Below are 15,513 nucleotides of genomic sequence, written 5' to 3' on the forward strand. Positions count from 1 at the left end.
TCAATACCCTAAATTATGAGTATTAATACTTATAGCAATGTAAATAATATTGAAGTATTTAAGTCTTTTGATAGACAACTAAATATACCCAATGGACGAAACCATAGCATCACCAGCAATTTGATAATAATTAACGCTGGTATATTACTTTTTAGCCTGCCCTGAGGTGACTCAGGGTTTTATATTGCTTAAAAGCAATTTGATGTTCTTGCTCAAAGATTAACCTCAGTAAGTTTAAAGAAATATTACATCAGCTTACTGAATTTTACGTTACAGTCGTAGTGATAATTGAGGTGATTAACACTACTTACATTATAGTAAAGTGTTTTCAATTATCAAATTTACTGTGTTATTACGGTTAAACTGCCTAAACAAGCTTTTTTAACACTGCCTGTTATACAAAATTTTACGGTGGCTTAGATAAATATCTAACTAACCTAATTAGCTTATCTAAGTAATGACATATGCAACTAGAGCCAGTAGACTATGTTTTCAAAGATATTAAACAACGCCAGAGTTGCTCACGTTGTAATACTTCCATCTTCTCACAGCAAGTTAGAGTCAGTTCGCTCAATAGAACCGTAGTCGCCAGCTACGGTTTTTTTTTGTGAAAAGAACCAAAGGCTCTTTCAGCATTTAAGTATTAAAATTTTTCTTAACACATACTTTGTTATTTTAAGTAAAATCACGGGAAGAATAGCATAAGTCTAGGAGAAGTATACATGTGATTATGCTGTTTTTCCTACTCCAGGCTTGTTACAACTAATTTTGGAGATACGCAATGATAGAGAATTTGATACGCTTAACTAACCAAAACACAGATGCAATGGTAGATATAGTGTTTGGATTTTACTTAGATGGAGATGCTATCGATAGACAACAAATCGAACGCGAACTAATCGACCTAGGGACGAAACATAAGCTGGGAAACGGGAAGGAATTAGTCCAAAAATTACGTAAATTAGCGGCAGATAGAGGTTTATAGCTATAAATTGGCTTTTTGGGGTGATTAAGGTAAAAATAATGTATTTAGACAGGATTCTTGTACCCTCTTTACCCCACTGCTGCTAAAGCGTTTGGCATCCTCTAATATGATTTATGCCAGGAAGCTATTTTATAAGTAAGGTTTTTACCCTTTTACTTATTTCTAAATTAGGTCTTATGTGAATTAGTAACATTTCTTAAGCTAAGGCGCATTTAAATTGCACATTGTCGCAGTTTCGGTGGTTAAGATTCAACGGTCAAAAGTTGCTTTGGGCTGACAGCCATAATGCATAATCGTGCACTTGTAGCGCCTAACAGCTTATCTTACAAGGGTTCTAGACTAGCCCAAAATCACGATTTTCTGATGAGCAACTAGATTACAATGGTTTCAAGATTTAATTCACATTAAACGTAAATTATATTTGATTAGCTTCTTTAAAAAGTATCAATAAACACCAGGCTCTCGCTATAAAAGTGAGGGCTTTTTTGTAATTGAAAGCGAGAAAAGCAGCTTGATATTAATCTTCTGTTTTACAGCTACAAACAGATACAAATCTGATTTGATTCGGAGAAATCACTCGTAGAGGTAGGGAACAGGAAAGAAGGGAAGTTTAAAGTATACGGAATTCGTTCAAAAATCAAATAGAAGTCCAATATAATGTATTATTTTTAACTAAATATTTTTCTAAAATACTAATATCAAAAAGTCAGGTTTTATTCAAAAAAATTTTGTTGAATTCCGCATAAATATATATTAAAATTCATTGCAACCATACAAAAATAAATACACAGCATAATTTAGGCACTGCCTAGCCCTAAAACAATTGCTCCAAGTTTCATGTAGTAAGCTAATCTTGGCAATTTAATAATGAAAATAGCCTTTGTAGTTGGATATTTTCCCGTGTTGTCAGAAACATTTATTCTTAATCAAATTATAGGTGCGATCGACCGGGGTCATGAAGTCGATATTTACGCTTATCAACCAGCTAATACTCTTAAAGTACATCCGAACGTGAAGAAGTATCAGTTGTTAAATCGGACTTTTTATCAACCATATATACCTCCAAATCACTTTTCACGGCTGTTGAAAGCTATAAAATTACTAATTAAGAATTTCTATAAAAATCCTTTAGTATTACTGCGATCGCTTAATTTTTTCAAATATGGCAGATGGGCAACTTCTTTAAGATTGTTCTACTCAGTGATACCCTTATTAGAATCTAAATCCTACGATATCATCCATTGCCAATTTGGCACATTTGCCCGCGAAGCTATGATTTGGCGTGATATCGGCGCTATTAAAGGAAAGTTGATTACTTCTTTTCGGGGTTATGATATCACTTGGTTTGTTCATGAACGTGGGGAACACATCTATGACGAACTCTTTAAGAAGGGAGATTTCTTCTTAGCAAATTGTAAATACTTTCAAAAAAAAGCTATTAAACTGGGTTGTGATGAACAAAAAATTGTTGTACATGGTTCAGGAATAGATTGTAGCCAATTTCAATTTAAATTAAGGCTTCCTCCGAGTGCAAATGAGAAAATTTACGTTACCACAACTTGTCGCTTAATTGAAAAGAAAGGCATAGAATACAGCATTCGTGCTGTTGCTGAGGTGGTAAAAACTTACCCCAGTATCGAATACAACATCATTGGTGATGGTTATTTGCAAGCCGATTTACAGCAATTAATTGAAAAATTAAATGTTGCTACTCAAATCAAGCTTTTGGGGTGGAGAAATCAGCCAGAAATTATTGAAATTCTTGATAAATCCCATATTTTTATTGCTCCAAGCGTCACAACTCATGATGGTAATCAAGATGCTCCCATCAACACTTTAAAAGAAGCAATGGCTATGGGTTTACCAGTCATCAGTACGCTACATGGTGGTATTCCTGAACTGGTAGAAGATGGGATTTCTGGTTTTCTTGTTCCAGAACGCGATGTTGATGCGATCGCCGAAAAATTAACTTATCTAATCAAGCATCCAGAAATTTGGTCACAGATGGGTCAAGCAGGCCGTGCTTATGTAGAAGCACACTACGATATCAACATGCTTAACGATGAATTGATACAAATTTATCAACGAGTAAGTAGTAATAATTTACCGCTACTAGAACCAGCTTTAGCTGTCACCAGAAGTTTGAATTCTCAAGGATATTAATACAGAGATGAACTTATCAGCGATCGCAAACCCCAAAGTTACAATTGTTGTTGTTCCACGAGAGCGTTTTAGCTATACTCGCGAATCTTTGGAAAGCATTTATGAGCATACAAACTATCCATTTAATTTAATTTATGTAGATGGAAATTCGCCTCCTCATATCAAAGATTATCTAACAGAACAAGCACAGCAAAAGCAATTTAAACTAATTCGCAGCGATCGTTACTTGTCTCCAAACTGCGCTAGAAATATGGGACTCAAACAAGTTACTAGCCAATATGTTGTTTTCCTAGATAACGACGTAGTTGTTACTCCAGGTTGGCTTAAGCCATTGGTAGACTGTGCGCAAGCAACGGAAGCAACCGTAGTCAGTCCTCTCCTGTGCCAAGGTACACCTCTACATCAAGAAGTACATTGTGCAGGAGGCGAAACGGGGGTTAAGGTAGAAACGCACAGACGGCGGATTATTGAGAAGATTTACGATCAAGGTCGGCGAGTTGCAGATGTGCAACCCCAGCTAAAACAGCAGCAAACGGGGTTAGCAGAATTTCACTGTATGCTGGTATGCACAGAAATATTTCAGCAAATTGGTTTTTTGGATGAAGCGCTGCTTTCCACGAAAGAACACGTCGATTTATGCATGTTGGTAGCCGAGGCTGGCGGTACAGTCTATCTCGAACCGAAATCTCTCGTAACTTATGTACCAGGGCCACCCCTAGAGTGGACAGACCTACATTACTATATGCTGCGCTGGAGCGATCGCTGGGAATTGGCAAGCCTCAAACACTTACGCCAAAAGTGGAATCTTACGGAAGATGAGTATTTTCAAAATAGATACAACCGCTTGGGATCGAGACGCCACATGACAATTATTCACCCTTTCGCCCGAAAATTGTCTATTGGTAACTTTGGCTTTCGGGTGGTGAGTAAAATCCTGCGTCTGATGGATAGGATATTTAACCGCTTGATAACTAGCTGGTGAAATTTGCGATTGCAGTATCATCCAGCTAGAAGTTTAGTTAGAAATTGGTACATTTTTAAATGCAGCTGTATCTGGCACAAAAATGTCCAGGTTCTTGACACCATCAGGAACCCTGATCCATACATAAGCATCGGCTGACGCTTTGGGACGTAGCTGCGCTAAAGAAACACTACCTGTTGAGCGATTTAAAGCAATTGCTTTGTAGGTTTCACTGGTCTCAGGATTACGAGCTGTTGTACTAGCAACGGATATAATATCGCCACCACCAACTCCGTCAGTAGCTTGGCGACGGATGCGCATCTGCACATTCACTACATCACGGTTTCCGGTTTCTGGATCTTTAATCCGTTTTGCTGAAAGTAACTCAACTTCTGCCTTATTACCAAACGCAGGTTGCATAAATTGACCAGGCTGAAGTACTGAGATAGCGACCGATGCTGGTGTTGTTTTTTCTGGCGATGCTGTGGGTTCTGCGGGAATTGATTTTGTGGCAGAGGTGGGAGAAATAGCAGTACTAACTCCTGTGCTAATGTTGGTGGTATTTAGCGTTTGTCGCAGTGTGAAAACTTCGTAAGCTGCATAGCCACCACATATTAAAGCCACAGTAGAGAGGAATACAGCCACACCAGACAGAAATGTACTCACACCATTACCTCAATTACATATTTCTTTTAAATACAGGTTTGTTCACCTTTGGATTTTATAATGCCATAAATTATGCATATGTATTAAATAAGCCATTATCTTGCCTAAACTAATTTAAACGCTGCATTGAATCTGAAAAACGCGGTCAGTTAGACCGTCAGAACCTCAGAGCCTATACAATAGTTGATGCCCACATCTCCAAACTGAAGTACTCCTCACTTCGGATCTATGCTTCGGATCGGTCTTATGTAACGGTGAGAAATAGTAAACTACCCACCACTGATTAGGAGTACCTAATACAGTGAGGGTTTTTAAAGCCCAGAGTTTACCCGACAAGGGTGTTAATTCACTAAGATTTTTAGATCATCGTACCTACAAATACGCAGCCAGTTTGTAGCTCTAAGGTTAACGATTAGAGCTGATTCGTAAAGTAAATATTAAATAGCCAATCGCCTAACCACTTGAAATATGGTTCAGAAATTAAACACTCTCTCATAATTTGATGCAGAAACTTGCGTTGCTATCGGCTGTGTTGCTGAAATTGCGTTAACTTTCTTTTAATTTATGGTTCAAGATTTTTCTCAAATTATGATTCAAAGCATACGTATTAAACCACAGAGGAACACAGATAAATTGGTGTTCATTTGTGGTTTTTTCCGTGTTAATTAAGATTTGCGCAAAAAGCCTTTAACGAGTATATTTCAGACTTTCAACTTTCCCTAAAAACTTATCTGTGAAAATACTCATAACAGTGCGTTTGCGAACATTAATATTCGCGCTCAAAGACATTCCTGATTGTAGTGGGACTTCTGTGCCATTGATATTAATGGATTGCTTTCTTAACCGAATTTCTGCCGGAAAACGATAGTATGGATGGGTTTGATCGGGGGGTAGAGCATCAGAACCTACACGGATTAAATCTCCTTGAATGTCACTAAATTCAGTGTAGGGAAATGAATCAAGTCTGACATCAACAGGCATTCCGGCTTTGATAAAGCCAATATCGTTGTTAGTGATGAAAACTTGTGCAACTAGGTTTTCTGGCGGCACAATTTTGAGAATAGATTCACTGCTGTTATAAACGTATCCGGGACTACGAGGTTTTAAATCAAAAACAATACCATCATTTGAAGCTCGCAGTTCTTGATATTTCATATTTAACTGGAGTTCGCTGATTTGACTGTTAAGTTCTTGGATTTTTTTATTGTTTTCGACAATAACTTTGGTGAGTTGACTATCAATGTCGGCGATACGCTTTTCGTTATCGGCTATTTTGCTGAGTAAATCTTCTTTAGAAAGAGCGATCGCATTTTGTAATTTCTTTTGCCCTTGGGTGATCGCTAATCTTAGACGTTCTTCTTCCTGCACCAGGCGGTTAACTTCAGCTTGGCTAGTGTCTGCTGCTTGTCGTTTTTCTAAGTAAGGTAAGCGAGCAAATGCCCCCTTTTGCACCAGAGTTTCTAAGTTACTAGCAATCTCTAAATTTGTCGTCAGACTACTTCTAGCGTTAATCAGTTGCACTTGCACTTGATTTAACTGCCGAGTTAACTGTTCTCTATCCAACCGCACTGACTCAATTCGAGTTTCTCTTTCTAATTGCCTAGTCTGTAAGCGTTCTTTAAATCGTGGATTTAAATCCGTTATTCCTAGACCTTGATTTAATTCTGCACGAAAAAGTTGATTTTCCTGCACTAACGCCGCACGGTTTTCTGTCAGCGCTGCTAATTCCGGTAATTCTTGCAACTGCTTAGAACTAGAATTAGCTGAGAGCGATCGCATTTGGGTAAGGTAAAACTGATTTTCCGCTTTTAAGCTGGCGCGAACTGCTTGCAGAGAAGTTAATTTGGCCTGACTGGTGGTGCGATCGAAGCTTACTAATAAATCGCCTTTTTTGACTCTTTGCCCTTCTTGCACGTGAATTTTGGCAATTACCCCGCCCACTGGTGCTTGGATCTCTTTGACAAAACCTTTAGGTTCGAGTTTACCTTGCACAGGAACAGATTCATCTATCTTGGCATTACAAGCCCAGATGACTGCAAAACTGCTTACTCCTACTATGCTCCAGACAATAGCATGAGACCAAGCACGAGATTGTTTGAGGATGACAGGCTGATCGAACTCCTCTTTCTCTTTGGGTAAAGTCAGCCCTGAACCACCAAAAACACCTACATCTCCTTGTAGAAGCAGTTGCCATTGACGCTGGGCCTCAGGAAACCGCTTCCAGATTATGAATATTCCTCCAACTGCAAACAAAAATAAAAAACCGCCCGTAGATAGGAGCATTTCGAGATTTAAAGGGCGAGCTTCAACAGCATCGATATAATTGTTGTGATAATCGCTCTTTTGCTGCAAAAATGGTTGATTTTCAGATTTGGCTTGCGCTACTGTTGAGCCGATTGTGCTATGGCTTACCGAATTTTCTTGATTAATAGGTGGTGAAAATGCTAACTCCATGCTTTCTGGTTTGCTAACGCAAGCACCCATATCAGATTTTCTTGGAGTTTTCTCATCAGTAGAAACTTCTTGGCAATAATTAGCAGGTGTTGGAGAAACGTTGGAACATTGTGTGCAAGCTAGCAGCAAAGATAAATCTGGCATAGTTCTACTTGGTCGTTGTCCTTTGTCAGTTGTCCTCTCTTACAAAGTTCTGATCGAAGGTTTCCTCCGATCAGACTTTGCGCTTTGTCATTTGTGATTCTCCGCGTCCCTAAGTCACCGCGTCCCCCTTCTCTTCCTCATATTTGCGATTCCTGTTGTTGAAAAAGACAGTAATAACGTCCTTTCATTGCCATGAGTTCGGCGTGTGTTCCTTGCTCGGCAATTACACCCCGATCCATGATGATGATTGTGTCAGCATTTTTAACGGTATTGAGTCGGTGAGTAATAAACAAAACTGTACGCCCCCGAAAAAACTCCATTAGATTCCGACATACTTGTTGTTCAGACTCGTAATCTAAAGCACTGGTGGCTTCATCGAGAATCAATAATCTGGGATTTTGCAAAACAGTACGAGCGATCGCAATTCGTTGGCGTTGTCCTCCAGAAAGGGCAGAACCTCGTTCGCCAACAATTGTGTTGTAGCCGTTGGGTAGGGCCATGATGAAATCATGCGCAGCTGCGGCTTTGGCAGCAGCAATGATTTCTTCGGTAGTTGCATCTGGGCGAATCAAAGCAATATTATCTTGAATTGTCCCTTCAAACAAAAGGGTATCTTGTAACACTATGCCAATCTGGCGGCGTAGAGAATTTAGCTCTACTTTCCTTATATCATAACCGTCTATTTGAATTTGTCCTGCTACAGGTTCGTAGAGTCGTGGTAATAATTTTGTCAAAGTACTTTTACCAGAACCGCTTTGTCCAACAATCCCAACAAAGGTTCCTGGGGCAATTTCCAAATTAATATTGATCAGTTTTAAACTATCTTCTGGATTAAAGCCAAAGGAAACTCCATTGTATTTAATTGCACCTGCAATTTCCGGTAGAGGAATATTATGGCGATCGCTTGGCTGAACTTCTGGTACTGTATCTAAAATGTCACCCAAGCGTTCGATAGATAATGCTACTTCTTGGAAGTTTTGTGATAGCTGAATTAAACGCAGCAAAGGACTGGTAACATAACCAGCGATAATCCGAAACGCAATCAACTGCCCTAACGAGAGTTGATTAGAGATGACTAAATGCGCGCCTACCCACAACAACACAAAACTCGAAAATTGATTTAAAAATCCACTGATAGAGTTGGCGGTGCTAGAAGTTAGGACATTCTTAAAGCCAGCGCTGATGTATCGGGTATAGCGATCGCGCCATTGCCAACGAGATTTCAATTCAATATTCTGTGCCTTGACTGTTTGAATGCCTGTGAGAATCTCAACTAAATAAGATTGAGTATCGGCATAGCGTTCGGCTTTTTTCCGTAACTGTTGTTGGACAATCGGCACAACAAAGGTAGTCAGGATTGCAAATAATGGCACGGTAGCTAATGCAACTAGTGTCAGCATCCAGCTGTAAAACAACATAATGCCGATATAAATCACAGAAAACACGGCATCTAGTACTACTGTCAATGCTGTGCCTGTGAGAAAAGAACGGATATTCTCTAGTTCATTAATCCGTCCGGCTAATTCTCCAACGCGACGACGTTCAAAATAACTTAGAGGTAGTCGCAGTAAATGCTCAATTACTTCTGAACCCAAACGAATATCGATGCGGTTGGTAGTGTCGGCAAATAAATAAATCCGCAGACTCGTTAAAGCTGCCTCAAACACTCCAATCACCAACAAAAAAATGCCTAGAATATCCAGCGTATCGAGGCTTTTTTGAATTAATACGGTGTCGATGATGATTTGAGTGACGATGGGGTTTGCCAATCCAAATATCTGCACAAAAAAAGAAGCCACAAGGACTTCAACCAACACCAGACGGTATTTATAGATCGAAGGAAAAAACCATCGCAAACTAAATTTTTCGGGGCGATCGCCTTCTGCTTTTTCCACCGTCAACACTTGCCCAGATTCCCCCCAAATTTGGACAAACTCTGCGGGAGAATATTGAGTTACTCCTGTTTCTGGAGCCGCGACAACAACTTCCCGCTCTGTAATTTTGTATAGCAAAGCGAGATTTTCTTGCCAATAAATTAAGGCTGGCGCAGTCAAGCGGTTAATCACATGAGCCGGAACTGTAACTAACTGGGCCTGCAAACCCATCATTTCTACAACTGCGCCTGCTACTGGCAAGGAAATCTGCTTGTGGGATTTTAGTTGATTGGTCAAGACTTTGCGGATTAAATCGCGGCGAAAAGAACCTCCCAATATCTGATTCAACATCTGGAAACAGGCTAAAGGAGCGTCAATGATGCCCTTTCCTGATACAAATATTGTTTGTGCTGGTGCGAGACTTGCGGCAATGGGGTCTGGGGGATATTCTGGAGCCGGAGCAATTTTTAAACTAGCGCCATATTCATGAGGAGAATTCCAAGGAATGCCAAGTAAGCGAACTTCGGCTGTGTTTTCCCAAGTCTCTTGAGAGTCATTCAACGCTAATCGATAGCCAACTGTCATACCCTCAATACCGCCAGCACTGACTAGCCACAAATGCCGTTTGTTAAACTGCTGGGAATGAACTGGTCCAGGAGGTAAATTTAGCACCTGTGTTTGTTGCCAAACTTGGCGTGCTAAATCTTTGGTATCGGTGGTTGCATCTGCATGACGCTGGGTTTCCAGACTTAAGAGTTCAAAAACTTCGCTGATGTGGGGACGCGATCGCACTGCTTGAGCAAACTCTGGTTCTGTGTCCATCAATTGCAAAAATTCTGCTGCTTCCAGAGTGATAGCAATGACTTCTGTAGAGGCCATTACCGCCTCGCAACTTACCCCACGCACCAATCCTAACCAACCAAGGAACTCTCCTTTTTCTACTACAGTCAAACTAATTTGAGAGTTCGTCCATTGGTCGTAACCCAATACCCGCGCCTGTCCTTGATAAATCACCATGACTTGTGCTGGCATTCTTTCTTTAACCAGCATCCATTGTCCACTGCGGTATTGCAAAAGTTGGCATTTAAAGGCGATGCTTTTTAAGCTAGCAAATGAGAGTTTGTTAAACGGGGGAGTGTCGACAAGGAATGCTAAAATTTCGGTCTGGGTGATCACTGGCTTCATCCCATCAGATACTCCACACAATGGTTAGCAGATTGTAAATAGCTTTGAATTTGTGTTTGTATCCAGGCTTCAAAGAGTTCGTCTAGCAAATACTGCTGCATATTTTCATCCAACTGGGCGGGCAGTAATTGCTCTAAGCGAATAATTACATACCAATCGGCTATTAAATGCGGTTTCCAGATTTGACCGGGTTGACTGACAAATAAAATTTGTTGAATTGTCGGATGTGGTTGAGATAGAGGAACTGGCCCAACAACTCCGCCTGTTTGCGCTTCGGCACCTTGAGAATGCTCCTGAGCTATGGTTGCGAAAGAATGCTCTCCCTCAACAATCCGAAAATATAGCTCTTGGGCTAAACCTTCATCTTGGGTACGAATCATGGAATATACTACCCGGTCTAAATCTACTTTGCGTTGTAGAAAATAAGACTCTAGTTTATTGCCCCACATTGCAAGCTGCAATTTCTGGATTAATAGCGGACGGATTGCCAACTCTTCGATGATTGCTACCGTTAGATTATGCTTTTGCAACCATGCTTGTTCTATCTCTGGTGAAGTGAGTTGGTGACGTTGACGAAAGTCGGCGATCGCCTCGAGATGTTCTGCTTCCGTGCAAGAGTAGGATGCGATCGCTTCGTCGATCACTTTGGCACGTAATACCTGTGGTAACAACTGGTAACGATTTAGCAAAGACAGTAATTTTTCTGCCTGAAGAATTTCGTTACTTACTTGTAATGTTTGTGTCGTCATAATTCCTGACTAGCACGTTCCGCATTCTAAAGTTTGGGCAGAAATCTGTACATCTCACGCCGTGAGAGTATCTAAAGAGACTAGGAGGTTAATGACCCTCTCTTTCCTGTTCAGGCATTCTTGATCGCATCCGGAATTTTTTCAATAAGCCTTTGTAAATTTTTTCAGCCTTAACTTCCAGTAACTTAGCGAGAATTTCACATTATATACGTTTTGGGAGTAATTTGTTACTAGATAATATTAATTACACTAGTTTTATATTAAAATTTAAGTAAAAAAATATACTCATAAAATAAAGAGCTATTTCCTGTATTTGCTAGCTTCATCTTGATAAACAGGTTTTTTATAGAAAAATAAAAATTAGAAACTCAGGTATAAATTGTAATTTTGCTACCGTGTGACGCTTTATTGTCCGTCACAAGGGAAGGATGAAAAAAGCTACTGTATCTTTTATTCTGATGAAAAGCGACTGGTGTATTAGTGCTTACATCGTTTTCCTTTTAACCTACGGGGTCGTGATTCAACTGCCAGAAGCTCAGGCAGATAAACAAACCTCTGAATCTGGAAGTCGCGCCAGAGGAAAACCCTCTTCTAACACGTAACTTTGATGTATCTAATCCAAAACTTCAAGATACATACAAGCTTCTTGCGACAGCAAAGCTGTCATTAGCCTTGTTTACCCCTCTTCAGGTTTGCTTCTACCAAAAGTTGCAGCGGAAATTTTCTTGCTGCTGAGTTCATGTGAACAAATCTTTAGGAGGACGGATTGATGGCAACAAATAGCCCGACATTTGAACAACAAGTCTTAGATTTAACCAATCAAGAACGAGCTAAGAATGGTCTTGCACCACTCCAAGGAAATGCAGAACTCAACTATGCTGCTGACAGATATGCAGAATTGATGTCACAGAAAAATTATTTTGGTCATACAGGGCCAGATGGCTCTACTCCTCGGAATAGAGTTAACACAGTTGGTTTTGATGCCCAAATCGTAGGAGAAAACATTGCTCGTGGCCAAACTACACCAAAACAGGTTGTGGATGCTTGGATGAAAAGTCCAGGACACCGAGCTAACATCCTTAATCCTCGATATACTCAAATTGGTGTAGGTTTTGACAAAAACTATTGGGTTCAAGACTTTGGTAGCAACGATACCAACCCTAAGAGCAATATACCAACCTCAGGTTCTCAACCAACACCAACACCGACACCGACACCAACACCAACGCCAACACCCAACCCCAGCCCTGAAGGTAATAACGCCACATTTGAACAACGAGTTCTGCAACTCACTAATCAAGAACGAGCTAAGAATGGTCTTGCACCACTTAAAGGAAATGCAGAACTTAACTATGCGGCTGACAAATATGCAGAAGTGATGGCGCAACGCCATGTTTTGAGCCATACAGGGCCAGATGGTTCTACTCCTAGAGATAGAGCCAAGGCAGTTGGCTTTGAAGCTCAAACAATTGGAGAAAACATCGCTGTTGGTCAAAAAACCCCAGAACAGGTGGTGGATGCTTGGATGAAAAGCCCAGGACATCGGGCTAATATCCTTAATCCCCGCTATACCGAAATTGGTGTGGGTTTTGACAAAAACTATTGGGTTCAAGACTTTGGTAGTAATGATACCAACCCCACCAGCAAAATACCAACCTCTGTATTAGATTCAGTCTCTGAACTTACACCTTCACCTACTTCTAAAACTGGGAAAGAACTTAGAGGTGGAGAAGGAAAAGATGTCTTGACTGGTGATTCAGGTGATGACAAGTTGTGGGGTGGCAGAGCTAAAGATATCCTCAATGGAGGTGATGGAAATGATCGCATCACTGGTGGGTTAGGCAAAGATCGCTTAACTGGTGGTGCTGGAGGCGATACCTTCGTCTATGAAAAACTACAAGACAAAGGAGATACCATTACTGATTTTGCTTCTAATCAAGATGCGATCGACTTGCGTCAGATTTTGGCTGGCCCATCTTACACCAGCACAAATAAATTCGCTGATTACGTGAAATTGGAACAATTAGGTAGTGATACTGTTGTCCGCCTTGATGTCGATGGAAAAACAAAATCTGGTGGCTTCGAGAAGTTTGTGCTATTGGAAAATGTCAATGCGTCTAGCCTAACCGCTAAAAACTTTGTTGTCTAATTAATCCAGTTTCTCAGCTCTGCTTTGCCATAAGGGCGCGATCGCCGCGCCCTTTCTTAGATATTATTGAGCAATACTGGCAATCTGATTCCAGGCTTTCACCACTTGTAGTAAGTTGTTCGGCAACTTATTTTGCGAAATATCGTTATATCTCACCGTGCCCTCTTTGCTAGTAAGAGTGTAGGTAATATAATCAGCCGATCCTTGGGGTGCTGGGTAACTCAAATTTTTGAATTCACCAAATCGCGATCGCTCTACTAACTTCTGAAATTGTCGCACCTGCTGGGGAGAAATGCGACGAACACTGCGTTCAGAATCATTCGCATCACCAATCCGCACCTTAATTAAGCGTCCGTCGTTAAGTAAAACAGTTTCGTAGGTTCTACCAGTAAAGCCACCACTAGAAATTTGCCGAAATACTACATCTCGATCTAAAGGTGATGGCATTTCATTGGCTGGAATAGGTACTGCACCACCTGTATTGCTGTCAGAAATTGGACTATTGCGCAGCCGATTCCACGCTTTCACCACAGTCCGTAAATTGCTCGGTAGTTGATCTTGAGAAATATTGTTGTACCTGACGGTGCCTTCTGGGCTGGTCAGGGTATAGGTAATGTAATCAGCTGCACCACTGGGCGCTGGGTAATTCAAATTCTTAAATTGAGCGAATCTTGTGCTGGCCAACAATTGTTGAAACTGTTGCACTTGTTGCAGAGAAACTCGGCGAACTCTCCGTTCAGAATCGTTAGCGTCACCAATTTTCACCCGAATCAAGCTACCATCATCAAGTAAAACAGTTTCGTAGGTACTCCCTGCCAAGCCGCCACTAGAGATTTGCCGAAATACAACATTTCGATCTAACGCTGGTGGTAACTCATTGCTGGGGATTGGGACTGGTGTAAGGTTGCTAGTATTACCATTTGGCCTGTCACGACCTGCAAGCTGGATTTGGGAACCACTTTCATCACTGAGAAACACCCAAGGGCTGATTCTGTTAGCTGATTTGACAAATACTTCCCAACCAGATACTAGTATTTGATCGCAAGCATTGGAATAAGCTGGACGTGAATCCTGCGGATACGCTTCGCGATCGCAACCACTAGCGAATTTTTTCTGTTTAGACGCAACGATGTTCAGTGCGCTGATTGGTAATCCTGACACCTGAGAAGCTTGACGCAAAACAGCATCCCTTACTTTTTGGGGCAATTTCTGATTAGCGATTTGGCTAGGATTTTCATTCAACCTGAGTGCGGAACCTGTTTGATCTGTGTGATAAACCAAGGTTTGTCCAACAGCTGCTACAACTACCCGCCAACCTGGTACTACAGATCGGATACAACTTTCATTAGCATTACCTAATCCTAAACAGCCATCACTCCAAGTTTGTTGTTGGGCTTGAATAATATTTAGCCGAGAAATTGGCTGTTGCAAACGTGTAGACGCAGCTTGCAAAACTTGATTTTTGACAGATTGTGGTAATTGGGTTGTGGTGTTATTAGTTGAAGTATTTGCTGAAGCTAACCGGAAGGAACGCCCATTATTATTTGTGTGATAAACCCAATTTTGTCTACCATCAGCTACGACCAATCGCCAACCAGGAACTATGGCTTGTGTACAATATTCATCTGGTTGAGGTAGTTCCAAGCAACCATTGCGCCAATTCTGTTGGCTGTAATCAATAATTTGCAGTTTGTTTCTAGAAATTCCTGTTCTTTGGGATAAATCTTGTAGCACCACATTAACTATTGAACGTGGTAATTGATTTTGTTTGAAATTTTCTTTCAGGACTTCGTTTTTTGCCTCTGGCGAAGCATCAACAGAAGCAGCAGTACTGCTTTTGATTAATGTTAACCCACTCCCAACAGATAAAATTCCTGTTAACACTAAGGCAGTGAAAATCCGTGCTTGATTGCTGGTACAATAATTACCCAAAGAACCTTTCATACTAATAGTAATAATTTAGTTACTAGTCAAATAATTGCTACTCTGCAAATAAATACCAAAAAGTATAAAATCCTAAAGCTAAACAGCTTGAAATTAAACAAGCGTCAATCTTCTGATGCAGATGTGAAGATAGACGCCTATATGTTGATTATTTGTTCCTGAATTGTTACAGCTAGATTTATACAAAGTGAGCTGAACGGCTTTAGGTATACCTTACCAGTAGCCTCAGTAAATATAAA

The 15,513-nt window shown here is 40.6% G+C and carries 9 protein-coding genes; 4 read left to right on the forward strand and 5 right to left on the reverse strand.

Annotated elements, in window-relative coordinates; all coding sequences use genetic code 11:
* The first annotated feature begins 826 nt into the window (after positions 1 to 826).
* The 3 genes from BV375_RS07335 to BV375_RS07345 all read left to right on the forward strand — a co-directional run bounded on the left by BV375_RS07335 (position 827) and on the right by BV375_RS07345 (position 4,130).
* Positions 827 to 985, forward strand: coding sequence for a hypothetical protein (locus tag BV375_RS07335; RefSeq protein WP_243713872.1), 159 nt, complete (start codon positions 827 to 829; stop codon positions 983 to 985).
* Positions 986 to 1,852: 867 nt separating this feature from the next.
* The gene (locus tag BV375_RS07340; protein ID WP_086758821.1) at positions 1,853 to 3,148 is read left to right on the forward strand and encodes a glycosyltransferase; all 1,296 of its coding nucleotides are present in this window, start codon (positions 1,853 to 1,855) and stop codon (positions 3,146 to 3,148) included.
* Positions 3,149 to 3,155: 7 nt separating this feature from the next.
* Positions 3,156 to 4,130, forward strand: coding sequence for a glycosyltransferase (locus tag BV375_RS07345; protein WP_086758823.1), 975 nt, complete (start codon positions 3,156 to 3,158; stop codon positions 4,128 to 4,130).
* A gap of 33 nt (positions 4,131 to 4,163) precedes the next feature.
* On the opposite strand, the gene BV375_RS07350 is transcribed toward BV375_RS07345, so the two are convergent.
* The 4 genes from BV375_RS07350 to BV375_RS07365 all read right to left on the reverse strand — a co-directional run bounded on the left by BV375_RS07350 (position 4,164) and on the right by BV375_RS07365 (position 11,181).
* On the reverse strand, positions 4,164 to 4,775 hold the full coding sequence (locus BV375_RS07350) for a hypothetical protein (RefSeq protein ID WP_086758825.1): 612 nt from the start codon (positions 4,773 to 4,775) through the stop codon (positions 4,164 to 4,166).
* A 687-nt stretch (positions 4,776 to 5,462) separates the two neighbouring features.
* Positions 5,463 to 7,373 carry an HlyD family efflux transporter periplasmic adaptor subunit gene (locus BV375_RS07355; protein WP_086758827.1) on the reverse strand — a complete coding sequence of 637 codons (1,911 nt, stop codon included), beginning with the start codon at positions 7,371 to 7,373 and terminating at the stop codon, positions 5,463 to 5,465.
* Between the two features lie 137 nt (positions 7,374 to 7,510).
* The gene (locus BV375_RS07360; RefSeq protein ID WP_086758829.1) at positions 7,511 to 10,432 is read right to left on the reverse strand and encodes a peptidase domain-containing ABC transporter; all 2,922 of its coding nucleotides are present in this window, start codon (positions 10,430 to 10,432) and stop codon (positions 7,511 to 7,513) included.
* Positions 10,429 to 11,181: a peptidylprolyl isomerase gene (locus BV375_RS07365; protein ID WP_086758831.1), complete on the reverse strand. Its 753-nt coding sequence runs from the start codon at positions 11,179 to 11,181 to the stop codon at positions 10,429 to 10,431. Before BV375_RS07365 ends, BV375_RS07360 begins: the two co-directional genes overlap by 4 nt.
* A gap of 769 nt (positions 11,182 to 11,950) precedes the next feature.
* Between BV375_RS07365 and BV375_RS07370 the strand changes: the two genes are divergently transcribed.
* Positions 11,951 to 13,330 (forward strand): CAP domain-containing protein, encoded by a 1,380-nt coding sequence (locus BV375_RS07370; protein WP_243713873.1) that lies wholly within the window; start codon positions 11,951 to 11,953, stop codon positions 13,328 to 13,330.
* Positions 13,331 to 13,393: 63 nt separating this feature from the next.
* Here BV375_RS07370 and BV375_RS07375 read toward each other — a convergent pair whose 3' ends face one another.
* On the reverse strand, positions 13,394 to 15,274 hold the full coding sequence (locus BV375_RS07375; RefSeq protein WP_086758833.1) for a hypothetical protein: 1,881 nt from the start codon (positions 15,272 to 15,274) through the stop codon (positions 13,394 to 13,396).
* Between the last annotated feature and the right edge of the window lie 239 nt (positions 15,275 to 15,513).

This window comes from Nostoc sp. 106C (assembly GCF_002154725.1).
Classification (GTDB): Bacteria; Cyanobacteriota; Cyanobacteriia; order Cyanobacteriales; family Nostocaceae; genus Aulosira.

Coding starts and splice junctions, on each gene's coding strand:
- BV375_RS07335 (WP_243713872.1), top strand. CDS start 827: ATGGTAGATATAGTGTTTGGATTTTACTTAGATGGAGATGCTATCGAT.
- BV375_RS07340 (WP_086758821.1), top strand. CDS start 1,853: ATGAAAATAGCCTTTGTAGTTGGATATTTTCCCGTGTTGTCAGAAACA.
- BV375_RS07345 (WP_086758823.1), top strand. CDS start 3,156: ATGAACTTATCAGCGATCGCAAACCCCAAAGTTACAATTGTTGTTGTT.
- BV375_RS07355 (WP_086758827.1), bottom strand. CDS start 7,373: ATGCCAGATTTATCTTTGCTGCTAGCTTGCACACAATGTTCCAACGTT.
- BV375_RS07360 (WP_086758829.1), bottom strand. CDS start 10,432: ATGAAGCCAGTGATCACCCAGACCGAAATTTTAGCATTCCTTGTCGAC.
- BV375_RS07365 (WP_086758831.1), bottom strand. CDS start 11,181: ATGACGACACAAACATTACAAGTAAGTAACGAAATTCTTCAGGCAGAA.
- BV375_RS07370 (WP_243713873.1), top strand. CDS start 11,951: ATGGCAACAAATAGCCCGACATTTGAACAACAAGTCTTAGATTTAACC.
- BV375_RS07375 (WP_086758833.1), bottom strand. CDS start 15,274: ATGAAAGGTTCTTTGGGTAATTATTGTACCAGCAATCAAGCACGGATT.